Consider the following 21668-nt stretch of genomic DNA (forward strand, 5'->3'; position numbering starts at 1 on the left):
GCCACCGCCGCGCTGCGGGAGGCGCCGGGCGCGGCGTCCGCGCAGTGGGCGGCCTGGCAGGCGGCGCCGGCCGGGCGCGGGGAGCCGATCGGTCCGGTACGCGTCGGCGCGCTGCGCATCGCCGGCGCGGAACCGGTCCCGGCGCTGGTGCCGCTGCTGGACGCCGGGCACGTGCACCTCTCCGGCGGCGACCGGGACGGCGCCGACGCGGTGGTGAGCGGGCTGCTGCTGCGCGGCGTCGGCCGCGCCGACCCGGGCGCGGTGCGGCTGTACGGCTACGACCCGGAGCACCTGGGCGGCGGACTGGCCGGCTTCGCCCCGCTGGGCACCGCCGGTCTGCTCGCCTTCGTCGGCCCGGGCGGGCTGGGCCGGCTGCTGGACGACCTGGTGGAGCAGATCCGCCGGATCAACGAGACGGTGCTGGCCGGCGAGTACGCCTCGTTGCGCGAACTGGCCGCGGCGACCGGCCGCCGGCCGGAGCCGTGGCGGGTGGCGGTGCTGCTCGGTGGGGACGAGCCGTCCCGGCACGAACGCGGCCAGCTGGACCGGGTGGTCCGCACCGGCGCGGCCTGCGGGGTGCACCTGGTGGTGCGGGGCACCCCGCTGCCGGACGACCCGACGGTCACCCGGATCGTCGCCGAGCCGGGCGACGCCCGCGTCGGCGTCCCGTCCGGCCTGCCGGTACGCCTCGACCCGCCGCCGCCCGCCACGCTGGTCACCGAGACCTGCCGGGAGATCGCCTCCCGGGTCAACGCCGGCCCGCCGCCGGCGCCCTTCACCGACCTGCTCCCCCCGCCGGAGCAGATGTGGAAGGAGGACTCGGCGCACGGGCTGACCGCCCCGATCGGCGAGGGTCCGCACGGCCGGCCGGTGCTGCTCACCCTGGGCGACTACCCGCCGCACGCGCTGATCGGCGGCCCCTCCGGCACCGGCAAGACCAACCTGATCTTCGCCTGGATCGGTGCGCTCGCCGCCCGTTACTCCCCCGCCGAGCTGGAGTTCTACCTGCTCGACTTCAAGGAGGGGGTGTCCTTCGCCCGGTTCGCGCAGGGCCGGCGCGACCCGAGCTGGCTGCCGCACATGCGGCTGGTCGGGATCAACGTCAACACCGACCGGGAGTTCGGCCTGGCGCTGCTGCGGTTCCTGGCCGAGGAGCTGCGCCGGCGGGCCGACGCCGCCAAGAAGCACGAGGTCACCAAGCTCGCCGAGCTGCGGGCGGTGGATCCGACCGGGCACTGGCCGCGGATCGTGGCGGTGGTCGACGAGTTCCAGGCGCTGCTGGCCGGCCGGGACGTGGTAGCCCGGGAGGCCGCCGACCTGCTGGAGGACCTGGCCCGACGGGGCCGGTCGCAGGGCATCCACCTGGTGCTCGCCTCGCAGGACGTGCGGGGCATCGAGGCGCTGTGGGGGCGCCCGGCGCTGGTCGCCCAGTTCGCCCTGCGGATCGCGCTGCCCAAGGCGCTGCGCATCCTGGCCGAGCGCAACGACGCGGCGCAGGCGCTGCCCCGCCACCACGCGGTGGTCAACGCCGAGTCCGGGATGATCGAGGGCAACCAGGTGGCCCGGATCCCGTCGGCCGGCGACTGGGAGACCTGGAGCGAGCTGCAGCACCGGCTGTGGCGGATGCGGCCGCAGGACGCCGCCCCGGCCCGGCTCTTCGACGGCGACGCGGTCCCCCTGCTCGCCGACGCCCCGGACCACCGGGCGCTGACCCCGCAGGGCGACACCCCGCCGCCCCGGGGCCCGGTCGCCCTGCTCGGGGAGATCATCGACGTGCGGGCCCGCTCGGCGGCGCTGCGGCTGCCCCGGGCCCCCGGCCGCAACCTGGCCGTGCTGGGCACCCGGGTGGACGAGGCCTGCGCGGTGCTCGACGCCGCCGCGCGGTCGCTGGCCCGCCAGCACCGGCCCGGCACCGCCCGGTTCTCCATCGCCTGCCTCGACCCGGACGCCGATCCGGCCGCCCGCGCCCTCTACGAGGACCTGGCCGACGACGCGGCCTGGTACGACGAGGAGACGCTGCCGGAGCTGATGGCCGAGACGGCCGAGGCGCTGGGCCGGCCGGGCACCCCGAGCACCCCGCACTACCTGCTGCTGTTCGCCGTGGACGCGGCGGCCGGACGGCTGGCGGCACCCGCCGGCGGGCGCAGCGGGCTGGAGCAGCTGCGCCGGATCCTGCACGACGGGCCGGAACGGCGCACCCACGTACTGGCCTGGTGGCGCGGGGTGGCCCGGATGCGGGTGGACCTCGGCGGGCCGGCCACCCGCACCGACCAGATCGGGGCCTGGGTGGCCCTCGACGTGCAGGGCACGGAGCTGGGCTCCTCGCTCTACCCGGGCACCGGCGGCCCGGACTGGTACCCCCGCCCGTGGCGCGGGCTCTTCTTCGACCGGGCGGTGCACCGCACCGGACAGGTGATCATCCCTTATGGTCCGTCCCGATGAACGAACCGGCCGCCAGTGACACGTACGCCGCCCACGTCCGCCGGCTGGCCGAGCTGACCGGCCGGGTACGGGCCCAGCGCGCCGAGGCGCAGGTCTGGCACGACCAGCAGTGCGCCACCGCCGAACGGGCGGTGGCCGAGGCGGCCGCGCAGCTGCGCCGCGCCGAGGCGGAGGTGGCGGAGGCCCGGTCGATGGTGGAGCGGGTCGACGCCGAGGTGGGGCACCTCTGGGCGGAGCTGCGGAGCCAACTCGGGCTGGGCGGGCGGCGGCTCGGCCCCGCGCCGGGGCCGAGCCGGGACGCCGCCGGTGACCCGGTGTCGTCGCTGCGCGGGGTGCGGGAGCTGCTGGACCGGGCGGGGCAGCCCGGTGAGCTGCCCACGTCGGTGAACCCGCTGCTGGCGCTCTGCGGGGTGGCCGGCGCGCTGGTGGCGTACGCGCTCGGGGCCGGCGCCCGCGCGCTCGGCCAACGCTACGGCGGTGACCTGGCGGTGGGGATGCCGGTGCTGGCCCTGGTGGTGACGCTGCTCGGCCCGCTGGCCGGCTTGGCGCCGGCGAAGCGGCTGGCGGACCGGCAGCACGCCCTGCTCGGGCCCCGCCCGGCCGCGATCGTGCTGATCGCCGGCGTGGCGACCACGGTGGCGCTGCTGGTGCTGACCCGCTGAGCGGGGCGTCCCGCCCGGCCGGTCGGCTCAGTCGGGGACGGCGACGGCCTCGCGTAGCAGCCGGCGGGCCAGGACCAGCCGGTCGGCGTCGTCGTCGAGGCCGGGCAGGTCCCCGACCCGGGTGACGGTGCCGGTGAGCAGGGTGCGCAGTGCCGGCTCGCAGGTGCCGGGCAGGGTGATCGTCCGGTCGGGCAGCCGCAGCGCCACCCGGTGGTCGCCGGTGGCGGTGAGCTGCCAGCGCAGCCCGGCGCGGGGGGCGATCCGGCTGTCGGCGTCGAGGGCGCCGAGCGCGGCGGCCTGGGCGAGGGGCCCGATCGGGGCCGGCCGGGCGGCAAGCCAGGCGCGCCGGCGCAGCCGGTCGGCGATCGCCGCCGGATCGGCGCGCAGCAGCCAGTCCCGCAGCGCCTCGACGGTCTCGGTCAGCTCGGGCTCGACGGCGTCGGGGTCGGCGACGTCGGTGCCGAAGGGCAGCCCGGCCCGCAGCCGGGGGTCCTCGGCGGCCAGGGCGAGCAGCTCCTCGACCATGGCGTACCGGGTCAGCGCGCGGATGCCGACGGTCAGGTGCAGCGAACTGGACTCCTGCGCCTGCGCGCTGTGCAGCCAGCCGCGCGGCAGGTAGAGCGCGTCGCCGGGGGCGAGCACCACGTCCAGCGCGGCGGGACCGTCGGCGGTGGCGGCGACCTCGTCGGCCCGGCCACCCCAGGGCTGATTCTCCAGCGGGTCGGGCAGCACCGGCGGGTGGATGCGCCAGTGCTTGCGGCCGTCGACCTGGAGCACGAAGACGTCATGGGTGTCGTAGTGGGTGGCGAAGCCCTGGCTGCCGGCCGGGGTCAGGTAGGCGTTGACCTGCAACGGCTGGGCGAGGGCGGTGCCGAGGTCGCGGGCGAAGTCGACCAGGACGGGCCAGGTGCGGTGCAGGCCCTGCAGCACCAGGGTGGCGCCGGAGGCGTACAACTCCAGCACCTTCTCGTCGAGGACCTGGTCGGCGATCTCGGCGCCGGCACCGCCGCCGCCGGTGTAGCGTGCCGCCGGGACCAACTCGCCGTCCTTGGCCACCCGCAGGAACGGGGTACGCAGCCCGCGCCGGCTGAGCAGCTCGTCGGCGTCGGCGGGGCTGAGCAGGTCGGTGAAACCGTCGGTGTTGGGCAGCTCGTCGGCGCGGGAGAGCAGCGGGGCCCGGCCCCAGTGGGCGGCGGCGAACTTCGCCGGCTCGACGCTGACGCAGCGTGCCAGGGCGTCGGCGGCGTACGAGACCGCCGGATGGCCGTGACGGTCCGGCGGGTCGTTGGTCGTCACGACGGTGGTCAGCGGGCGCCGCCGTCGGCACCACCGTCCTGCTTGCCCGGGGTCGCCCCGCCGTCGGCCGGACCCTCGGCGCCGCCGTCGGCGCCACCGTCCTGCTTGCCCGGGGTCGCGCCACCGTCGGCCGGACCCTCGGCGCCACGATCGGCGCCCTGGTCGACGCCGCGCTCTGCACCACGGTCCGCGCCGCCGTCGGCGCCACCGTCCTGCCGGCCCGGGGTCGCCCCGCCGTCGGCCGGGCCCTCGAGGCCGCCGCCGCTGGTGGTCTGCATGTCGTCGTCGTTGAGTGCCATGGGTGCTCCCTCGGGTGTGGCCGCCCCGCCGTAGGTCGGGGTCTGTCGTGCAGCGGGTGGTACCCCACGCGCGATCTTCTCTAACCCCACCGTAGACGGCGGAACCCGGCGACAGGGACGGTTCGTCGGGCCCCGCCGGAGGTCACCCGTTACGGCAGGTCGCGGCGTTGAGGGTGAAGGCGGCTGGCGTCGGGTTGGCGCCGCCGCGGGTGCCCCGGGAAGCCGAAGCTGACCGTGCCGCCGGCCGGGACGCTCCCGCCATCCGGGCAGCACGGCGGCCGGCCCGGTGAGGACCCGAGGTCGGCGGGGCCGGGGCGACGGCAACCGGCGCGGAGGCGGCGACGGTGCCAGGATGGGAGGGCAGCCGGACCGGCAGGGAGGTCACCATGGGGCAGCCGCAGCCCGCACCGCTGACGCCGCTGACCGAGGACTGGGAGCGCGCCCTGGCCGTGGTGGCCCACCCCGACGACCTGGAGTTCGGCGCGGCCGCCGCCGTCGCCCGCTGGACCGGACAGGGCAAGGAGGTCGTCTACTGCCTGGTCACCAGCGGCGAGGCCGGCATCGACGGGATGACCCCGGAACGGACCGGCGTGGTCCGCGAGGAGGAACAGCGCGCCTCCGCCGCGGTGGTGGGGGTTACCACGGTGGAGTTCCTCGGCCAGCCCGACGGCCTGCTGGAGTACGGTGTGCCGCTGCGCCGGGCGATCGCGGAGGTGATCCGGCGACACCGGCCCGACGTGGTGGTCACCAACAACTTCCGGGACACCTGGGACGGGGCGTACGCGCTCAACCAGGCCGACCACATCGCGACCGGCCGGGCGGTGCTCGACGCGGCCCGCGACGCCGGCAACCGGTGGATCTTCCCCGAGCAACTGACCGGCGGGGTGGCGCCGTGGAACCGGGTCCGGGAGGTGTGGGCCGCCGCCTCGCCGCTGTCCCGGCACGGGGTCGATGTCACCGCCACCTTCGGCGCCGGACTGGCTTCGCTGCGGGCCCACGACGCGTACCTGAGGGGCCTCGGCGACGGCGGCTTCGACCCGGAGGAGTTCCTGGAGGGGATCAGCCGCCCGGCGGGCACCCGGCTCGGGGTCCGCTACGGCGCGGCGTTCGAGGTCTTCCCGCTGGGCCTGCACTAGGCGGGCGCGATGATCCTGGTCGGCACCTCCGGTCGCGGGCTGGCCCGCGGGGCGGGGCGGGCGGACAGCCGTACGGCGTGCGGCGGCCCGCCCCACCACTCGGCGGGACGGGCCGTCGGTCATCCGATCACGGCATCATCTGTTGCAGGTCACGGGGCATGGTGTCCTTCACTTCGTCCCACTGACCCTGGGTCACGTGCCGGCTCAGGGCGTCCAGCACCACCTGCACCACGCGCTCCGTGCCGCCCTCGACGTCGTACGGAAAGTGCCGCCGGACCTCGAGAAGGAAGTCGTCCCGATTGAGCTTGATCGGCACGTCCATCGGCTTCCAGCCGTCGAAGTAGATCCCGCGGACCAGCACCGGCAACTGCGCGGAGAACTCCACGCTCTCCTGCACCGGCATCCGGTCGCGCAGCAGGTGCAGCACAGTGCGCAGCGCGCAGTAGGACTGGTTGCGTTGCTCCTTCGGCCACCCGTACGCCTGTTCGATTTCCTTGAGGATGATGTTCGTCTTCTCCAACGAGGACTCGAACGCCGCTCGCAGCTGCTCAGCCATCTGTCCACCCCCGTGCGTTGCTTTCCCACCGTCGGTCGTCGTCGCGGCGCGGCGGACCGCTCGGCCCCCGCCGCGGCCGGGTCGGCCTCCACCGACCGGGCCGCTCGCGGGCGTTGCCGTCGGCCGTCCCGACCACGTGCAGCACCCCGCCGCGTCGCCTGTCCGTCACGACCCGAACCGCCATCGGCCACCTCCGTCGCTGTCGGCCTCGCGGTCGGCGTCGGTCGCAGACCGCAGACACCGTCCATGCTGCGCGGCAATCGGGTGAGCCGGCGTCACCCCGACCGGGTGAACCGGCGGCCGGCTCAGTCGGCGCCACCGCCGTCGAGCAGGCCGGCCAGGGTGGTCGCGTTGGTCTGAGCGAAGTCGCGATAGCAGTTGTTCATCAGCACGTGGGTCTGCACGGCCGAGTCGGCCAGTTCGCGCAGCTTCGGCGCCCAGTCCCGCAACTCCTTGTCCGAGTAGCGGTAGCCGAACTTCTCGTGGATGTCCTTGCTGGTCCACTTGTCGCTGTGCCCGTGGAAGCGCACCACCGCGAGGTCCGCGGTGGCGGCCAGCACCGGGGGTACGGATGAGCGGTGGCCCTGCGGCATGTCCACGCAGACGTACGCCAGCCGGTGCTTGCGCAGGAAGGCCAGCGTCTCGTCGGCGTTGGCGCCGTCGAACCAGGAGGCGTGCCGGAACTCGAAGACCGGCCGCAGCGGGCGGCAGCGCCGCTCCACCTCCAGCAGGTACTCCTTGTTCTCCCGCTTGATGGTGAACCAGGGCGGGAACTGGAACAGCACCGCGCCGAGCCGGCCGGCCTCGACCAGCGGGTCGAGCGCGGAGAGGAAGCGCGTCCACACCTCCTCGTACGCCTGCGCGGGCAGGTCGTCGGGGTAGACGTTGCGCTTCTGCGTCTCCGGCCGCAGGTCCTTGTAGAGCGCTGAGACCCGGGTGGGGTGCCCGGTCAGCAAACTGAACGCCTTGACGTTGAAGGTGAACCCCGCCGGGGTGCGCTCGGCCCACAACCGCGCGGTCCGTTCGGCCGGCGGCGAGTAGTAGGTGGCGTCCACCTCGACCAGCGGAAAGCGCCGGGCGTAGTACACCAGGCGCTTCTCCGGGGTGTCCGCCGTCGGCGGGTACCAGCCGGAGTCCAGCAGCGTCCGGTCCGTCCAGGACGCGGTGCCCACCTTGATCTCATGCATGGGAGAAGTCCACCGCGCCCGGACCTGACCGGCAACCGCGACGCCCGCCGATTCAGGCGGCCCGCCGCTCCCGGGTCTGCTTGCAGGCCACACAGGAGGTGGCCGAAGGGAAGATCTCCAGGCGCTCGACCGGGATCGGCGCCGAGCAGCCCTCGCAGAAGCCGTAGGTGCCCTCGTCGAGGCGGTTGAGGGCGTGTTCGAACTGGGCCCGCCGGTCGAGGATCGTCCGCAGCAGGGACTGCGCGGTGTCCCGCTCGGCGGTCTTGGTGCCGCTGTCGGCCTGGTCGTCGCCGGCGGTGTCGCCGACCTCCACCAGGCGCAGCACCTGGCTCTGCGCGACCGCCTGCTCGTACTCCGCGGACAGCTCGTCGTAGCGGGCCTGCAGGGAGAGTCGGATCTGGTCGATCTCCGCCTGGGATCGGCCCGTACCGACGGTGTCGTGGACGAGCATCGCTGCCTGCCTTTCGTGGGGCCCCGGCCCGCGCGGGCCGGTCATCCGGATACGGTGCGCACGGGCGAGCAACCGTGCGCTGTGAGCCGGGCGAATACCCGCCCACCGAGTGGATCAAACCGACGAGTTTTCCGGCCTCAGCCGACCGGTTCGTCACGCTCCACCAGGGCCGGATGCCGGGGGTCGTCGGCACGGACCACCACGTCGGCGAAGGAGGCCGGGTCGACCTCGTCGGCGTACCGGGCGAAGGCCGGCAGGGTCCACCGCAACTCCGGGTCGGTACGCCGGGCCAGGGCGGCCGGTGAGAGCGCCAGGTGCACCGCGACGTCGAAGGGCAGCCCGCCGCCGAGCAGCAGCGCCCCGCTGACCAGCAGCACCGCGCCGGGCGGCAGCGGGACGTACGCCGCCCGGCTGGCCCGGTCGGTCGCGGCGTCCCAGAGCGAGGGCAGCACCCGCCCGGAGCCGCCCGGGCCGGCGGGGTCGAGCACCTCCCGGCGCAGCCCGGCCTCGTCGGTCCAGCTCTCGTAGTACGCGTCCGGGTTGGTCCGGCCCTGTTCGAAGCGGATCGAGGCCGGCCGCAGGAAGTCCTGGGCGCGGACGTGCAGCACCGGGCGGCCGAGCGCGCGCAGCGGGTCGACCAGGGCCTCGGCGAGGTGCTGCGGCGCGGCGGCCGGGGGGCCGTCCACGGCGACCCGCAGCCGGCCGGGCCGGTCGGCCGGGGCGACGTCCGGGGTCGGCTCGGTCGCGGCGGCGAGGAGCCGCTCGGTCAGCTCGGCGACGAGCCGCTCGGGCGAGATGGGTCGAGCACGCATCCGACCATGGTGCACCGGCCGGCCGGTGCGGTGCGGTCGATGGCGGTCCGGGCGGTCAGCCGGTGCGGTCGATGGTGACCCGGGCGTCGTCGGCGAGCCGGTAGCCCACCCCGTAGACGGTGGTGACCAGGGGGACGTCCACGCCGACCTTGCCGCGCAGCCGGCGTACGTGCACGTCGACGGTGCGTACCCCGGCGTGCTCGTAGCCCCAGACCGCGTTGAGCAGTTGCAACCGGGTGAAGACCCGGCGCGGGTGGGCCACCAGGTGCAGCAGCAGGTCGAACTCCAGCCGGGTCAACGGCAGCGGCTCACCGTCGCGCAGCACCGAGCGGGAGGAGGCCAGGATGTGCAGGGCCGGGATGGCCGGCGCCAGCGACCGGGCCGGGGACCGGCCGCCGGGCAGCGGCTCGACCCGCCGCTCGGCGGGGACGCCGTTGGTGGTGATGGTGCCCTCGCCACGCTCCAGCATCTCCCGGGCGGCCTCCAGCAGCCGGCGGGCCGGCGGGGTCAGCGACTCCTCACACGCCAACGGGATGGACAGGGTCACGGTGAGCACGGGGGCGGCCGTGTTCACCGGGCGGCGCTGGCCGCCGGGGGGACGACCGGGAACCGCGGGTTGGGACGTATGCCATCCGGCGCGCGACGAGGCGGGGCTGACCGACATGGTCCTCCTTGGCTGGTCCGGGTGATCCCACGGCCCGGGACGCCGCTTCATCGAAGCTTCCCGGCCCCTGAGCGAGGGTCAAGGGGCGGCCACGTTGCATGAATGTGACAATTGACGAACACATCGCAGCCAAACGCTCGCTCTGCGTACGAGCCAGATGATTACAGCAGAGCCGCCGGGGTGGCCGGATACGGGGGTACCCGCGCCGGTTCACATTGGCCGGTCCCGGCCGACGCACCAGGGCGGACGGCCCCGGCGCGCCGCATCAACGACCGGTCAGCGGAACCGGTCCACCCGGACGCTGGCCTCGTCGGCCAGGCGGTAGCCGACGCCGTACACGGTGGTCACCAGCGGGGTGGCCGCGCCGAGCTTGGCGCGCAGCCGGCGCACGTGCACGTCGACGGTGCGGGGCACGGCGTGCTCGTAGCCCCAGACGCTGCCCAGCAGTTGGGGCCGGGTGAAGACCCGGTGCGGGTGCTCGGCGAGGAAGAGCAGCAGGTCGAACTCGATCCGGGTGAGCGGGATCTCCCGGTCGCCCTGCCGGACCACCCGCGAGCCGGCCCGGATCCGCAGCGTGTCCGGGTGCTCGTCGGCGGGGGCCGGCACGGACGTGACGGCCCGTACGGCGGTGGGCTCGGCCAGCCGCACGTCGCCCTCCCCCGCCTCGGCCAGCTCGCCGAGCAGGTCGACCAGGCGGGCCAGCCGGGGCGTCAGCGGCGCGGCGGCCAGGTCGAGGGTGATGGTCAGCGCCGGGGCGGACCGGGGCCGGGGCGGCCCCGGCCGGTCGGCGCGGCCCGGCGGGTGCGGGCGCGAGGTGATGGCGACGACGGACATCGGTGCCTCCTGAGATGGCGGGATGGTCCGCCACGCCTGGTAAAGCGTGGCGGTCAGCGCGGCGCCCGGCCGGCGGTCACCGGGGGCGCGGTGGACGGGGAGCCGTGCGGCGGGGTCGGGCCGAGCGCGGGCAGGCCGGCGATGCGCCAGGCGACGAAGCCGCCGACCATGTCGGTGGCCCGGTGCAGGCCGAGGTCCAGCAGCGCGGCGGCGGCCAGTGAGGAGGTGTAGCCCTCCTGGCAGATCACAATCACCGGCAGGTCGTAGCCGACCGCCTGGGGCAGCCGGGCCGGGCAGCGCGGGTCGAGCCGCCACTCCAGCACGTTGCGCTCGATGGCCAGCGCGCCCGGCACCGTGCCGTGCGCGGCCCGCTGGGCGGCGGGCCGGATGTCGACCATCAGCGCCCCGCCCCGGTACGCCAGGTGCGCCCCTTCTGGGTCGAGCCGGCGCAGTCGGGCGCGGGCGGCGGCGAGGATCTCCTCGATGCCCCGCGATCCCGGTGGTGGCACCGGACAGCTGTCGGTGCTGAGGTGGTGCTGCTGGGGCATCCTCGCGGTCCTTCCAGGAACGAGCCGGCGGGTGGAATCGGAACGGGTCACCAGGCGACACCGGCCTCCGCCACGTCGGCGACCCGCAGGTGGCCGGCGACGAGCCGGTAGCGGGTCATCCGGCGCAGCGCGGGCCGGTAGACGTGGACGCTGACCGCGGGCTGGTCGGCGCGGTTGGTCACCACGTGCACGTGCCGTGGGCCGAACCGTCGCCCGACGCCGGCGGCGAGGCGGTGCGGGCGCAGGCGACCGCCGGCCACCGTCTCCTCGGTGAGCTCCCCGGCGACGATCTGGAAGGCGCCTGCGGAGCCGCCGTGGTCGTGCAGGTCGGTGCCCTGGCCGGGGAGCCAGCTCAGCGCCCACACCTCGTGCGTGTCGGTGGCGGCGAGCCGGGCGTACCAGCGCTCGACCGGGTCGAAGCGCAGCGGCACCGGCCAGCCGGCCGGGTCGGCGTACGGGGCGGCGACGGCGAGCAGGTCGCTGTGCGGGTCGGTCATGGTGGTCTCCCGTGGTGGTGCGTCCCGACACCACTATAGGAGCCAAAGCCTATAGGTTTAGTAGGTAATACCGAATGCTGGGACGGCGGTTCCGGGCCGACCGGGTCAGCGCAGCACGGGCGGGTCCACCCGGTAGCCCGGCACCGAGGGCCAGCGCACGGTCAGCACCACCGACGCCCGCTCGGCGTACCAGCAGTGGTCGACCCCGCGGCCCCACACCACGTAGTCGCCCGGGGTGCCCAGCACCACCGTCCGGTCCGGGAACTCCACCCGGAACCGTCCGTCGACCAGGACCAGCAGTGCGGTCCGCCGCTCGTGCGTGGCCCACCGCGAGCGAGCCTCCCCCGGCGGGTGCACGCCCCATTTCACCTCGAGCTCGGCGCTGTGCCGGGGATCGCCGGCGGGCATGAAGTGACCAAGCAGCCAACCGGCGTTGGTGGCACCGTCCACACCCGCGTTGCCGACATACACGTCGTCCATGGCCCTCCCGTCGTGGGCAGGCAAGCTATCAGTCCGCCGGGCGCGCCCGGCGACTAGCCTGGATGGGTGACCGACGACCTGGACGCCGAGACGCTGGCCTTCGCCCACCGGATGTTCGACCTGGCCCGCGACGGCCGGACCGAGGAGCTGAGCGGCCAGGTCGACGCCGGCCTGCCGGTGAACATGACCAACGACAAGGGCGACACCCTGCTCATCCTGGCCGCGTACCACGCCCACCCGGACACGGTGGCGGCCCTGCTCGCCCGGGGCGCCGACCACTCCCGCGCCGACGACCGGGGGCAGACCGCGCTGGCGGCGGCGGTGTTCCGCCGCAACGCCGAGGCGGTCCGGGCGCTGCTCGACGCCGGCGCCGACCCGGCGCACGGCAGCCCGTCGGCAGTGGAGACCGCCCGCTTCTTCGACCTGCCGGAGATGCTCACCCTGCTCACCTCCGGCTGAGGCGACACGATGGACGATCCCGTACCGGAGCGGATGCGCACGGCGGCCACCGCGCTGCTGGCCGCGCTCGACGAGCCGGCCCGCGCCGACGCCGGCCACTCCTTCGACGACGCGGGCCGGCGCCGGCTGGAGTACCGGCCCCGGGCGCGTCCCGGCGTCTGCCTGGCCGACCTGGACCGCGCCGGGCGCAAGGCCGCGCACCGGCTGCTGGCCACCGCGCTGAGCCCGCCGGCGTACGCCCAGGCGATGGCGGTGGTGGCGCTGGAGGAGGTGCTGGATCGGGCCGAGGAATGGCAGCGCGGCCGGCACAGCGGCGACTACTGGGTGGCGCTGTACGGCGACCCGGCCCGCGACGACCGCTGGGCCTGGCGGTTCGAGGGGCACCACCTGTCGGTGAGCATGACGGTGGTCGACGACGAGGTCTCCCCCGCCCCGGTCTTCCTCGGCGCCAACCCGGCCACCGTCCGGCACGCCGGGCGCCCGGTCTCCCGCCCGCTGGGCGTCGAGGAGGACCTCGCCCGCGAGCTGCTGGCGGCGATCGGGCCGGTCGGGCGGGCCGCGGCGATCGTCGCCGACGAGGCGCCGGCGGACATCGTCAGCGCCACCCGCCCGTCGGTCGACGCGCCGATCACCCCGCTGGGCGTGCCCGGCGACCGGCTCGGCGTCACCGGCCGGGCGCTGCTCGACCAACTCGTGGCGCTCTACCTGGACCGGCTCCCCGCCGAGTTGGCCGTCCGCGAGGCGGACCGGCTCGCCGGCGGTGAGCTGCACTTCGCCTGGGCCGGGTCGACCCGGCCGGGCGGGCGGCACTACTACCGGGTGCAGGGCGACGACCTGCTGATCGAGTACGACAACACCACCGACGACGGCAACCACGCGCACACCGTGCTGCGCCGCCCGGCCGGCGACTTCGGCGCCGACGTGCTCGCCGCCCACCACGCCCGCGCCCACTGACGCCGGTCAGGCCGGCCGGACCGCCTCGATCAGGAAGCGGCGGGCGTGGGCGACGAAGGCCCCCTCGGCGCGGATCCGCCGGTCCAGCGCGGCGAGCTGCGGACGGTGCCGGTCCACGTCGAAGCCCGGCGCCGTCCAGACGACCTTGCGCAGGAACCAGACCACCGCGCCGACGTCGTGGAAGACCGCCCGCAGGGTGGCCCGTTCGAGGCGTACCACGGTCAGGCCGGCCGCCCGGGCGGCGGCCACGGCCTGCTCGGGGCGGCGCTTGTCGGGCGGGGGCAGCGGGCCGAGGATCGCCTCGCTCAGCTCGCGCATCGTGCCCGCGCCGATCTGCTGGGACAGGTACGCCCCGCCGGGCCGCAGCACCCGGACGATCTCGGCCCACCCGGTGGCGACCGGGTGCCGGCTGGTGACGAGGTCGAAGGAGCCGTCGCGGAACGGCAGCCCCGCCGCCGGGCCCACCCGGACGACGCCGGCGCCGACCCGGCGCAGCGTATGCCGGGCGACCGCGACGTTGGGCGGCCAGGCCTCGGTGGCGACCAGCAGCGACGGGGGGCTGGGCACCTCGGCGAGCACCTCTCCCCCGCCGGTGTCGACGTCGAGCGCGGCGGAGGCCGCCGCCATCCGGGCGGCCACCAGCCGGGTGTAGCCCCACGGTGGGCGCTCCTCGGTGGCCCGGCCGTCGAGCCAGGAGAAGTCCCAACCGTCGACGGGCACGGCCGCCGCCTCGGCGACCAGCTCGTCGAAGGTGCGCTCGGTCATCCGGCCACCCTGCCCGCCCCCGACCGTGGCCGACAACCGGATATCGCCCGTCTTCGGTCGACTCCCGGGATCGCGGACCGGGCGGGCGGGCGCGGTGCGGGGCTCAGGTGCGGGGGCGGATGATCTCGACGGTGGCGGCGGTGGTGGTGGGCGGGCCGTTGAGCGCCTCGAAGCCGCTCGGCTCGCGACGGGTGGTGTCGAACTGGCGCATCAGGCGCGCGCCCAGCCGGACCCCGGCCGCGCCGACCGCGAGGGCGACCAGCTCGGTGACGACCAGGACCCCGGTCGCGCCCCGCTGCGGCGCGTCGGCCCGGATCAGGCAGGTCAGCAGGAACAACGCGGCCATGCCGGCGTTGACCAGATTGAACATGACCATGGTGCGGCGGGTCCGGCCGGCCCGGACGTCCCACAGGTCGATCATGCCGGCGAGCGCGGCGAGCGCGGCGGCGACCAGGGCGGCGACCGACGTCCAGTAGCCGACCTCGCCGAGGAAGGCCGGCCCGCCGACCACGTCGGCCAGGTCGAATACGGCGGCGCTGACGAAGAGCCCGAACGGGAACGTCACCAGCATCGGTTGGATCGGGTGCCCCTGCACCCGCAGCCGGCTCTCCATCGGTTCCTCCCGGGATCGGATCAGCTCACGAATCCAGGGTGCTACCCGGACGCCAGTGCGGCGAAACGACGCGCTCAACCCTCCCGGGGACGGGACACCGTGGCGACCAGCCGCTCGGCGACCTCGCGCAGCGGGATGTCCAGCGAGGATGCGGCATTGCGCAGCACGTCGAGGGCCTCCGGCGCGGGGCACCCGCGCTGGGTCATGATCACCCCGATCGCCTGGCCGACGACGCCCTCGCCGAGCAGCGACTCGTCCAGCTCACCGGCCCGCTCGGCCTGCTTGGCCCGGTCGCGGACCGCGGCCAGCAGCAGGCCGGCGTGCTCGGCGAGCAGCATCGCGGTGAGCTGGTGCCGGGTGGTGAAGGTGCCGGCGGAGTCGGTGTAGAGGTTGATCACCCCGATGGCCTGCTCGTCGACGTCGACCGGCGCGGAGATCACCCCGCGCACCCCGAGGCCGCGCGCCCGGGCCGTCCAGCCCGGCCAGCGCTCCTCGGCGGCGAGGTCCTGGGCGATGGTCATCTCGCGGCGCCGGACGGCGCTCATCGCGGGCGACTCCGGGCCGTGCCGGAGGTCGTCCAGCTCCGCCAGGCCCGGATCGGAGGCGGCCACCCCGGCCGGCTCACCGGCGCGCAGCGCGGTGAAACCGCACCAGGTGACCTCCGGCACGGCGTCCCGGGCGATCCGCACCAGCCGGGCCAGCGCCTCGTCGAAGTCGTCGGCCGCGATCAGACCGGCGGTCAGCTCGCGCAACAGGGCGGCGGTCTCCAGCACGCCCAGGGTGTCGTTCGTCGGCTCCCACGTGTCCAGGTTCACCGGCGCACGGCCCTCGCGCACCGAACGACCCCGTCGACCGGCCCCATTGCCTGTCTCATCGTGTGATCTCCCCTGACTCATGAGCCCCGGGCTACTACCCTCGCAAACTCGGGTCGAAACCGCATAAAGGGGTCCCTTCAGGCGCCGGGCCGCGCCGGAAGGAACCCCGTTACGCTCAGCGCGCCGCGGAGAGCCGCCGGCCGACCGAGGCGATCAGCCGGTCCAGCTCGGAGCCGAACGGGTTGTCGTGGACCAGGTACGTCCAGGTGGCGCTCGGCCGGACCAGCTTGGCGGCGTCCGGCTCCCAGTCCTCGGCGAACTCGGTCTCCTCGAAGGTCGCGAGGGTCCGCGTCTCGATCTCGGGGACGAGGTTGTTGAACGCCGGCACCGCCGCCCGGTGGAACTCGTCCAGCGGGTCGAGGCGGCCCAGCGCCCGCAGGTGCACGCCCTCGCGGACCTCCGACAGCTCGGCCAGGTGCTCGGCCCAGAGCCGGTCGAGGTGGTAGAGGGCGATCGACCGGGCCACCTGGGCGAGCAGGTCCTCGTCCATCTCGCCGGCCTTCTCCGGCACCCGGTCGAGCAGCATCAGCGCGGCCACGTCGCTGGTGAGCAGCCGCTCGCGGCGCTCCGCGAGGGCCTTGCGCTGCTGCTCGATCACCACGCTGTACCGCCAGGTGTTGCGGTGGATCTCGTGGTTGACGCCCTCGGCCACCCGCTGGGCGTGCTCCACGGCGTAGTCCACCTGCTCGTCGGTGACCAGGCCGTCGGCGTTCATCCGCGGCGAGGCCGGCACGGTGTCACCGGCGTGCCGGACCACCAGGTCGTCCTCCAGGCTGACGAAGAAGACCGAGCCGCCCGGGTCGCCCTGCCGGCCGGCCCGGCCACGCAGCTGGTCGTCGACCCGGCGGCTGTCGTGCCGGCCGCTGCCGATCACGTACAGGCCGCCCAGCTCGGCCACCCGCTCCCGGTCGGCCTGGTCGCTGCCGCCGAGCCGGATGTCCACGCCCCGGCCGGCCATCTGGGTGGAGACGGTCACCGCGCCGTACGCGCCGGCCTCGGCGATGATCGCCGCCTCCTCGTCGTCGTTCTTGGCGTTGAGCACGACGCAGGACACCCCGGCGGCGTGCAGGCCGGCGGCCAGCCCCTCGGACTCCTTGACGTCGAGGGTGCCGACCAGCACCGGCCGGCCGGCGCGGTGGCAGCGGGTGATCTCGTCGATCAGCGCCTCTTCCTTCTCCGCCCGGGTCGCGTAGATCCGGTCCGGCTCGTCCTCCCGGACGCAGGGGGTGTTCGGCGGGATCACCGCCACCTCGAGGCCGAAGAACTCGCGCAGCTGGTCGCCGACGAGCACGGCGGTGGCGGTCATCCCGCAGACCGTGGGGTAGAGCGCGATGTACGCCTGCACGGCGATGGTGCCCAGCACCTCACCCTCGGCGGTGGCGTCCAGGCCCTCCTTGGCCTCGACCGCCGCCTGGAGGCCGTCCGGCCAGCGGCGGCGCTGGGCCACCCGGCCGCGCATCTCGTCGATCAGCTCGACCGTGCCGTCCCGGACGATGTAGTCGACGTCGCGGTGCAGCAGGGCGTGCGCGTGCAGCGCCACGTTGATCGCGGAGAGCTGCCCGACGTGCTCGGTGTCGTACAGGTCGATGCCGCCCAGCTTCGCCTCGACGGTGGCCAGGCCGGCGGTGGTGAACGCCACACTGCGGCCGTCCTCGGCGACGGTGTAGTGCTTGCCCTTGCGCAGGCCGCGCACCAGCGCCGCGGCGGCGTGCACCGGGTCCTGCTCGCCGACGACCGCGCCGGCGAGCACCATCGGCACCCGGGCCTCGTCGATCAGGATCGAGTCGGCCTCGTCGACGATCGCCGTCTTCAGCGGCGGCTGGACCCGGTCGGCGAGGTCGGTGACGAGCTGGTCGCGCAGGAAGTCGAAACCGGCCTCGCTGACCGAGACGTAGGTGACCTCGCAGGCGTACGCGGCGCGCCGCTCCTCGGGAGTGGAGGCCTCGTTGACCCAGCCGACGGTGAGCCCGAGCAGCCGGTAGACCGGCGCCATCCACTCGGCGTCGCGGCGGGCCAGGTAGTCGTTGACGGTGAGCACGTGCACGGGCCCGTTACCCAGCCGGACGTGCCCGTACGCGGCGACGGTGGCGGTGAGCGTCTTGCCCTCACCGGTGGCCATCTCGGCGACCTTGCCCGAGAGCAGCGCCATCGCGCCGAGCAGCTGCACGTCGTACGGCCGCTGGTCCAGCCCACGGCGGGCGGCCTCCCGACCGATCGCGCAGATCTCCACGTACTCCGTGGCGGCACCGGCGGCCTCGGTGAGCTCGGCGTCGTCGAGGGCGGACAGCTCCTCCTCGCGCGCGGCGATCTGCGGCAGCAACTTCTCCAGCGGGGCCAGGTCGACCGTCGTCCCCGGGCGCTGGAGGAACCGCCGGAACCTGCTCTTCAACCGTTGCGACACACCCATGAGCGGCAACGGTACGCGAACCGGCCGGGTCGTCGCTGCCCGGCTCGTCCGGGGCGTCCCGGGTGTCCCTGTCCCTGCACGTCCGGGCAGGTCAGATGCGGCGGGCCGGGTCAGCTCACCAGCAGCTGGTGGACGGCCGGCGCGCGGTGTAGCGGACTGGTGACGGTCAATTCCTCGTGGGCGCCGACCGCGACCACCCGGCCGCCGTCGCGCTGGTACGGCAGCAGGGCGGCCAGGCCGACCGGTTGGCGGGCGACGGGTGGCGACCAGCTGCCCCGGCCCAGCCGGGTGCCGGTGCCGGGTCAGCCGGTCAGCACCACCTGCAGTTCCTGCCGGCGTCGCTCGGCCAGGTCGGTCAGCAGTGCGGGCGCCTCCTCGAGGGGCACCACCGCCGAGACGAGATGCTTGCGGATCACGTCGCCGTACTGCCGCAGCAGGTCGATGGTCTCGGCGGAGAGCCGTTCCCGGTCCCAGATCGGCGCCAGCCCGCGGGGCACCCGCCCGATCTGGGCGCAGCGCAGCGAGAGCCCGTTGTGGTGGAACTCCTCGCCGAACCGGACGGCGTCCGCGCCGTCCTGGTAGAAGGCCAGGTCGATGACCGTGCCCTGCGGGCGCAGCAGGCGCAGCGCCAGTTGCAGAGCCCACGCCTGGCCACGACACTGGAACACCACGTCGGCGCCCCGGTCCCCGGCGGCGTGGTTCCAGCGGGTCTTGAGCACCACGGCCGGGTCGTCGGCCGCCGGGTCGAGGGTTTCCAGGCCGAGCGCCTCGGCGACCTGTCGCCGTTGCGGCGTCGGGTCCAGCACCACCACCGAGGCGGCGCCGTGACGCCTGGCGAACAGGGCGGTGAGCAGGGCGACGACCCCGCTGCCGACCACCGCGACCCGCCGGCCGCGCACCCCGTCGCCGAGCGAGCGCACGTCCGTGCCGCACAGGTCGGCGGCGGCGTGCAGCAGGCCGTTGGCGCAGATCGGGCCCATGTGCGCGACGTAGACGCCGAGCAGCGGGTCGAGGTCGTCGGGGAGCGGGACGAACCGCTCGGCGACCGGGTCGGCCAGGTAGCCGCTGCGGTGGCCGTAGGTCATCGCCCCCACCGTGCCGACCGCGACGGCCGGGGTGCGGCTCTCCACCACCCGGCCGACCTGCATGTAGCCGAGCCGGGTGACCGGGTACTGGGTGCTCGCCACGCCGGGCTGGAACAGGCCCAGGTCCGGGTTCCAGGTGCCGTTGAGGTAGGGACTGGTGCCCTTGACGAAGCTCAGCTCGGTGCCGGCGGAGACGCCGCTGTAGAGCGTCTCCACCCGGAAGGTGCCCGCGCGCAGCTCGGCGGCGTCCTGCTCGACCAGCTCGACCGCGCCGGGGCCGCTGACCACCACGACCTTGTCACGCATCGACGCTCACCCCCGCACCGGCCAGCGGCGCGGCCGCCGGGCCGGTCGGCAGGGTCACGGCCCGGCCGGTGCGGGCCGACTCGGCGAGCGCCAGGGCCAGCCGCTGGGTGCGCAGCGCCTCCGCGTACGGCACCCGGACGTCGTCGCCGACGCCGGTCACCGCGTCGACGAAGGCCCGGTCGACGGCGGTCCGGGCGCCGTCCGGGTCGGAGGAGATCCGGCGCTCACCATCGGCGTCGCAGATCTCCAGGCCATCCTCGGCCAGCGTCAGCGCCAGCCCGTCGGCGAGGATCTCCATCCCCGCCCGGTGCTTCCAGGTCAGGACGCAGGCCGCGGCGAGGGTGCCCACCGCCCCGTTGGCGAAGCGCAGCGTGGCCGCGGTCACCGAGTCGATGTCGGCGCCCTCGACGGGCGGCGGGCTGCCGTCGCCGTACGCGGTCACCTCGACCGCCTCGCCGACCAGCGACCGGACCAGGTCCAGCACGTGCGCGGCCTGCTCGACGACGGGACCGCCGGAGCGGTCCCGCACCGCCCACCAGGCCACCGGTGGGACCTTGTCGAGCCAGGTGCCGTTGACCATCCGCACCGGCCGGTCGGCCAGCAGCTGGCGGGCCTGCTCCACCACGTGCAGGTAGCGCCAGTGGTGGCCAACGGCGGTGAGCAGCCGCTTCTGCTCGACCAGCGCGGCGATCCGCTCGGCGGTGTCCAGGTCGACCGCGACGGGCTTCTCCACGAACATCGGGACGCCGGCGGCGATGACCGCCTCCTCCACCGGCCCGTGCGCGAACGGCGGCACGCAGACGTACACCGCGTCCGGCCCGGCGGCGAGCAGCTCGTCCACGTCGGCGAAGGCCCGGCCGCCGTGCGCGCCGGCCAGCTCCGCGGCCGCGTCCCGGGCGACGTCGGTCACCCCGAGCAGTTCCACGTCCTCGAAACCACCCAGCACGCGGGCGTGGCGTTGCGCCACCCCGCCGGCCCCTACCAGTCCCACCCGGCACGTGCCCATTCCACCGATCCTCCCGACGCTGTTTCACGAGTAGCGGGAACAGGTCTCCCCGCAGCGCCCGAACGCGAAACCCGGCGCGCCCGGCAATGAACCGTTCATCTGGCGAAAACCGGGCGGTGCACGGTCCGTGATCAAGCTGGTAGGCATGATCCGGTTAGCGCGCGGGCGGAGATGGGAAACCAACCCCGCGTTCCGCCACGATCTGGGGGTGTGCCAGTGCGGGATACAGATTCGATCGTCTCACCTGTGGTGGAGGCATGGGCCACGTACCGGACGACCTCGGCCCAGGACTGGCCGGCCCGTCGGCTGGTGCGCGCCAAGGGCGACAGCCGGGTCAGTGTGGTGCTGCCGGCCCGCAACGAGGAGGCCACCGTCGGCGCCATCGTGTCGACGATCCGCGAACACCTGATGGACCGGGTCGCCCTGGTCGACGAGCTGATCGTGGTGGACTCCCGGTCGACCGACCGGACCGCCCAGGTGGCCCGCGCCGCCGGCGCGGAGGTGGTCAGCCAGGACGCGATGACCCGGGGGCTGCCGCAGCTGACCGGCAAGGGCGACGCGCTCTGGGCCGGGCTGGCCGCCGCCGAGGGGGACGTGGTCGCCTTCGTCGACGCCGATCTGCGCGAGTTCCGTCCGCACTTCGTGACCGGCCTGATCGGACCGCTGCTGACCGACCCGTCGGTGGACTTCGTGAAGGGCTTCTACCACCGGCCCCTGGTCGGCGCCACCAGCGTGGAGGCCGACGGCGGCGGCCGGGTGACGGAGCTGATGGCCCGCCCGCTGCTCAACCTCTTCTGGCCGGAGCTGGCCGGCTTCGTGCAGCCCCTGGCCGGCGAGTACGCCGGCCGCCGGGAGGTGCTGGAGCAGGTGCCGTTCGTCTCCGGCTACGGGGTGGAGACGGCGATGCTGATCGACCTGCTGGAGCTGGTCGGCCTGGACGCCCTCGCCCAGGTGGACCTCGGCGAGCGTAAGCACCGCCACCAGGACACCGCGGCGCTGGGCCGGATGTCCGCGCAGATCATGCACACCGCCTGGTCGCGGTTGCAGCGCCGCGGCTGGGCCAGCCCCGGCACCACGCCGGCCACGATGCTCACCCAGTTCCGCCGGGGCGGCGCCGACGCGCTGCCCAACCTGGACCGGGAGATCGTGGTCAGCGACGTCTCGGTGGAGGAGCGCCCGCCGCTGGCGCAGCTGCGGCACCGGGTGCCGCGCCGGCGGGTGGCGGCATGAGCGAGCGCAGCGAGCGAATCATCGCGCTCCGCATCGTGGGGCCTCGCGACGACGCCGACCGCAGGAAGGTGGCGGCGTGCGGCTCCGTTCGCCGCGGCCGGTAC

23 protein-coding genes are annotated in these 21668 nt (G+C 75.0%); 6 read left to right on the forward strand and 17 right to left on the reverse strand.

Annotation, left to right across the window (positions count from 1 at the left end; translation table 11 throughout):
• Both AB0I41_RS10620 and AB0I41_RS10625 read left to right on the forward strand, forming a co-directional pair.
• On the forward strand, positions 1-2442 hold a 2442-nt coding region (locus AB0I41_RS10620), incomplete at its 5' end, for an FtsK/SpoIIIE domain-containing protein (protein ID WP_357104615.1).
• Positions 2439-3104: a hypothetical protein gene (locus tag AB0I41_RS10625; protein ID WP_357104617.1), complete on the forward strand. Its 666-nt coding sequence runs from the start codon at positions 2439-2441 to the stop codon at positions 3102-3104. The genes AB0I41_RS10620 and AB0I41_RS10625, both read left to right, overlap by 4 nt.
• Before the next feature lie 27 nt (positions 3105-3131).
• Here AB0I41_RS10625 and AB0I41_RS10630 read toward each other — a convergent pair whose 3' ends face one another.
• Together AB0I41_RS10630 and AB0I41_RS10635 are read right to left on the reverse strand one after the other, a co-directional pair.
• Positions 3132-4400: a cupin domain-containing protein gene (locus tag AB0I41_RS10630; protein ID WP_357104620.1), complete on the reverse strand. Its 1269-nt coding sequence runs from the start codon at positions 4398-4400 to the stop codon at positions 3132-3134.
• Positions 4401-4408: 8 nt separating this feature from the next.
• The gene (locus AB0I41_RS10635) at positions 4409-4699 is read right to left on the reverse strand and encodes a hypothetical protein (protein ID WP_357104623.1); all 291 of its coding nucleotides are present in this window, start codon (positions 4697-4699) and stop codon (positions 4409-4411) included.
• Positions 4700-5085: 386 nt separating this feature from the next.
• Here AB0I41_RS10635 and AB0I41_RS10640 point away from each other — a divergent pair, with 386 nt between their 5' ends.
• On the forward strand, positions 5086-5835 hold the full coding sequence (locus tag AB0I41_RS10640) for a PIG-L deacetylase family protein (protein WP_357104625.1): 750 nt from the start codon (positions 5086-5088) through the stop codon (positions 5833-5835).
• 127 nt (positions 5836-5962) lie between these two features.
• On the opposite strand, the gene AB0I41_RS10645 is transcribed toward AB0I41_RS10640, so the two are convergent.
• The 9 genes from AB0I41_RS10645 to AB0I41_RS10685 form a co-directional block, all read right to left on the reverse strand.
• Positions 5963-6391, reverse strand: coding sequence for a DUF2267 domain-containing protein (locus tag AB0I41_RS10645; RefSeq protein ID WP_357104627.1), 429 nt, complete (start codon positions 6389-6391; stop codon positions 5963-5965).
• 305 nt (positions 6392-6696) lie between these two features.
• Positions 6697-7578, reverse strand: a complete 882-nt coding sequence (locus AB0I41_RS10650) for a DUF72 domain-containing protein (protein ID WP_357104630.1) — start codon at positions 7576-7578, stop codon at positions 6697-6699.
• Between the two features lie 52 nt (positions 7579-7630).
• The gene (locus AB0I41_RS10655; RefSeq protein ID WP_357104633.1) at positions 7631-8029 is read right to left on the reverse strand and encodes a TraR/DksA C4-type zinc finger protein; all 399 of its coding nucleotides are present in this window, start codon (positions 8027-8029) and stop codon (positions 7631-7633) included.
• Between the two features lie 137 nt (positions 8030-8166).
• On the reverse strand, positions 8167-8841 hold the full coding sequence (locus tag AB0I41_RS10660; RefSeq protein ID WP_357104636.1) for a uridine kinase: 675 nt from the start codon (positions 8839-8841) through the stop codon (positions 8167-8169).
• Positions 8842-8896: 55 nt separating this feature from the next.
• The gene (locus AB0I41_RS10665) at positions 8897-9505 is read right to left on the reverse strand and encodes a winged helix-turn-helix domain-containing protein (protein WP_357104639.1); all 609 of its coding nucleotides are present in this window, start codon (positions 9503-9505) and stop codon (positions 8897-8899) included.
• Positions 9506-9781: 276 nt separating this feature from the next.
• Positions 9782-10339 carry a winged helix-turn-helix domain-containing protein gene (locus AB0I41_RS10670; RefSeq protein ID WP_357104642.1) on the reverse strand — a complete coding sequence of 186 codons (558 nt, stop codon included), beginning with the start codon at positions 10337-10339 and terminating at the stop codon, positions 9782-9784.
• A 53-nt stretch (positions 10340-10392) separates the two neighbouring features.
• Entirely contained in the window at positions 10393-10887 is a 495-nt protein-coding gene (locus AB0I41_RS10675; protein ID WP_357104645.1) for a rhodanese-like domain-containing protein, read from the reverse strand.
• Positions 10888-10934: 47 nt separating this feature from the next.
• Positions 10935-11384 carry a cysteine dioxygenase family protein gene (locus AB0I41_RS10680; protein WP_357104648.1) on the reverse strand — a complete coding sequence of 150 codons (450 nt, stop codon included), beginning with the start codon at positions 11382-11384 and terminating at the stop codon, positions 10935-10937.
• A gap of 105 nt (positions 11385-11489) precedes the next feature.
• The gene (locus tag AB0I41_RS10685; protein ID WP_357104651.1) at positions 11490-11864 is read right to left on the reverse strand and encodes a signal peptidase I; all 375 of its coding nucleotides are present in this window, start codon (positions 11862-11864) and stop codon (positions 11490-11492) included.
• 66 nt (positions 11865-11930) lie between these two features.
• Here AB0I41_RS10685 and AB0I41_RS10690 point away from each other — a divergent pair, with 66 nt between their 5' ends.
• Together AB0I41_RS10690 and AB0I41_RS10695 are read left to right on the forward strand one after the other, a co-directional pair.
• Complete coding sequence (locus AB0I41_RS10690; RefSeq protein WP_357104653.1) at positions 11931-12323, forward strand: ankyrin repeat domain-containing protein; 393 nt, start codon at positions 11931-11933, stop codon at positions 12321-12323.
• A gap of 9 nt (positions 12324-12332) precedes the next feature.
• Complete coding sequence (locus AB0I41_RS10695) at positions 12333-13277, forward strand: DUF3500 domain-containing protein (RefSeq protein ID WP_357104656.1); 945 nt, start codon at positions 12333-12335, stop codon at positions 13275-13277.
• A 6-nt stretch (positions 13278-13283) separates the two neighbouring features.
• Here the strand turns inward: AB0I41_RS10695 and AB0I41_RS10700 are convergent, their stop codons facing one another.
• The 6 genes from AB0I41_RS10700 to AB0I41_RS10725 form a co-directional block, all read right to left on the reverse strand.
• Complete coding sequence (locus tag AB0I41_RS10700; RefSeq protein ID WP_357104659.1) at positions 13284-14042, reverse strand: class I SAM-dependent methyltransferase; 759 nt, start codon at positions 14040-14042, stop codon at positions 13284-13286.
• A gap of 103 nt (positions 14043-14145) precedes the next feature.
• A complete protein-coding gene (locus tag AB0I41_RS10705; RefSeq protein WP_357104662.1) occupies positions 14146-14655 on the reverse strand; it encodes a DUF2231 domain-containing protein in 510 nt (169 codons plus the stop codon).
• Positions 14656-14729: 74 nt separating this feature from the next.
• Positions 14730-15470 (reverse strand): GAF and ANTAR domain-containing protein, encoded by a 741-nt coding sequence (locus tag AB0I41_RS10710; protein WP_357104920.1) that lies wholly within the window; start codon positions 15468-15470, stop codon positions 14730-14732.
• Between the two features lie 175 nt (positions 15471-15645).
• On the reverse strand, positions 15646-17937 hold the full coding sequence (gene secA2, locus AB0I41_RS10715; RefSeq protein ID WP_357104666.1) for an accessory Sec system translocase SecA2: 2292 nt from the start codon (positions 17935-17937) through the stop codon (positions 15646-15648).
• 302 nt (positions 17938-18239) lie between these two features.
• The gene (locus AB0I41_RS10720; RefSeq protein ID WP_357104669.1) at positions 18240-19328 is read right to left on the reverse strand and encodes a zinc-binding dehydrogenase; all 1089 of its coding nucleotides are present in this window, start codon (positions 19326-19328) and stop codon (positions 18240-18242) included.
• Complete coding sequence (locus AB0I41_RS10725; protein ID WP_357104672.1) at positions 19321-20334, reverse strand: Gfo/Idh/MocA family oxidoreductase; 1014 nt, start codon at positions 20332-20334, stop codon at positions 19321-19323. The genes AB0I41_RS10720 and AB0I41_RS10725 overlap by 8 nt, the downstream gene beginning before the upstream one ends.
• A 216-nt stretch (positions 20335-20550) precedes the next feature.
• On the opposite strand from AB0I41_RS10725, the gene AB0I41_RS10730 reads away from it, so the two are divergent.
• On the forward strand, positions 20551-21564 hold the full coding sequence (locus tag AB0I41_RS10730; RefSeq protein WP_357104675.1) for a glucosyl-3-phosphoglycerate synthase: 1014 nt from the start codon (positions 20551-20553) through the stop codon (positions 21562-21564).
• Positions 21565-21668 lie beyond the last annotated feature (104 nt).

This window comes from Micromonospora sp. NPDC050200, assembly GCF_040656135.1.
In the GTDB taxonomy this organism is placed as follows: Bacteria; Actinomycetota; Actinomycetes; order Mycobacteriales; family Micromonosporaceae; genus Micromonospora.

Coding starts and splice junctions, on each gene's coding strand:
- AB0I41_RS10705 (WP_357104662.1), bottom strand. CDS start 14,655: ATGGAGAGCCGGCTGCGGGTGCAGGGGCACCCGATCCAACCGATGCTG.
- AB0I41_RS10635 (WP_357104623.1), bottom strand. CDS start 4,699: ATGGCACTCAACGACGACGACATGCAGACCACCAGCGGCGGCGGCCTC.
- AB0I41_RS10675 (WP_357104645.1), bottom strand. CDS start 10,887: ATGCCCCAGCAGCACCACCTCAGCACCGACAGCTGTCCGGTGCCACCA.
- AB0I41_RS10640 (WP_357104625.1), top strand. CDS start 5,086: ATGGGGCAGCCGCAGCCCGCACCGCTGACGCCGCTGACCGAGGACTGG.
- AB0I41_RS10670 (WP_357104642.1), bottom strand. CDS start 10,339: ATGTCCGTCGTCGCCATCACCTCGCGCCCGCACCCGCCGGGCCGCGCC.
- AB0I41_RS10645 (WP_357104627.1), bottom strand. CDS start 6,391: ATGGCTGAGCAGCTGCGAGCGGCGTTCGAGTCCTCGTTGGAGAAGACG.
- AB0I41_RS10650 (WP_357104630.1), bottom strand. CDS start 7,578: ATGCATGAGATCAAGGTGGGCACCGCGTCCTGGACGGACCGGACGCTG.
- AB0I41_RS10665 (WP_357104639.1), bottom strand. CDS start 9,505: ATGTCGGTCAGCCCCGCCTCGTCGCGCGCCGGATGGCATACGTCCCAA.
- AB0I41_RS10685 (WP_357104651.1), bottom strand. CDS start 11,864: ATGGACGACGTGTATGTCGGCAACGCGGGTGTGGACGGTGCCACCAAC.
- AB0I41_RS10695 (WP_357104656.1), top strand. CDS start 12,333: ATGGACGATCCCGTACCGGAGCGGATGCGCACGGCGGCCACCGCGCTG.
- AB0I41_RS10680 (WP_357104648.1), bottom strand. CDS start 11,384: ATGACCGACCCGCACAGCGACCTGCTCGCCGTCGCCGCCCCGTACGCC.
- AB0I41_RS10720 (WP_357104669.1), bottom strand. CDS start 19,328: ATGCGTGACAAGGTCGTGGTGGTCAGCGGCCCCGGCGCGGTCGAGCTG.
- AB0I41_RS10625 (WP_357104617.1), top strand. CDS start 2,439: ATGAACGAACCGGCCGCCAGTGACACGTACGCCGCCCACGTCCGCCGG.
- AB0I41_RS10725 (WP_357104672.1), bottom strand. CDS start 20,334: ATGGGCACGTGCCGGGTGGGACTGGTAGGGGCCGGCGGGGTGGCGCAA.
- AB0I41_RS10700 (WP_357104659.1), bottom strand. CDS start 14,042: ATGACCGAGCGCACCTTCGACGAGCTGGTCGCCGAGGCGGCGGCCGTG.
- secA2 (WP_357104666.1), bottom strand. CDS start 17,937: ATGGGTGTGTCGCAACGGTTGAAGAGCAGGTTCCGGCGGTTCCTCCAG.
- AB0I41_RS10660 (WP_357104636.1), bottom strand. CDS start 8,841: ATGCGTGCTCGACCCATCTCGCCCGAGCGGCTCGTCGCCGAGCTGACC.
- AB0I41_RS10655 (WP_357104633.1), bottom strand. CDS start 8,029: ATGCTCGTCCACGACACCGTCGGTACGGGCCGATCCCAGGCGGAGATC.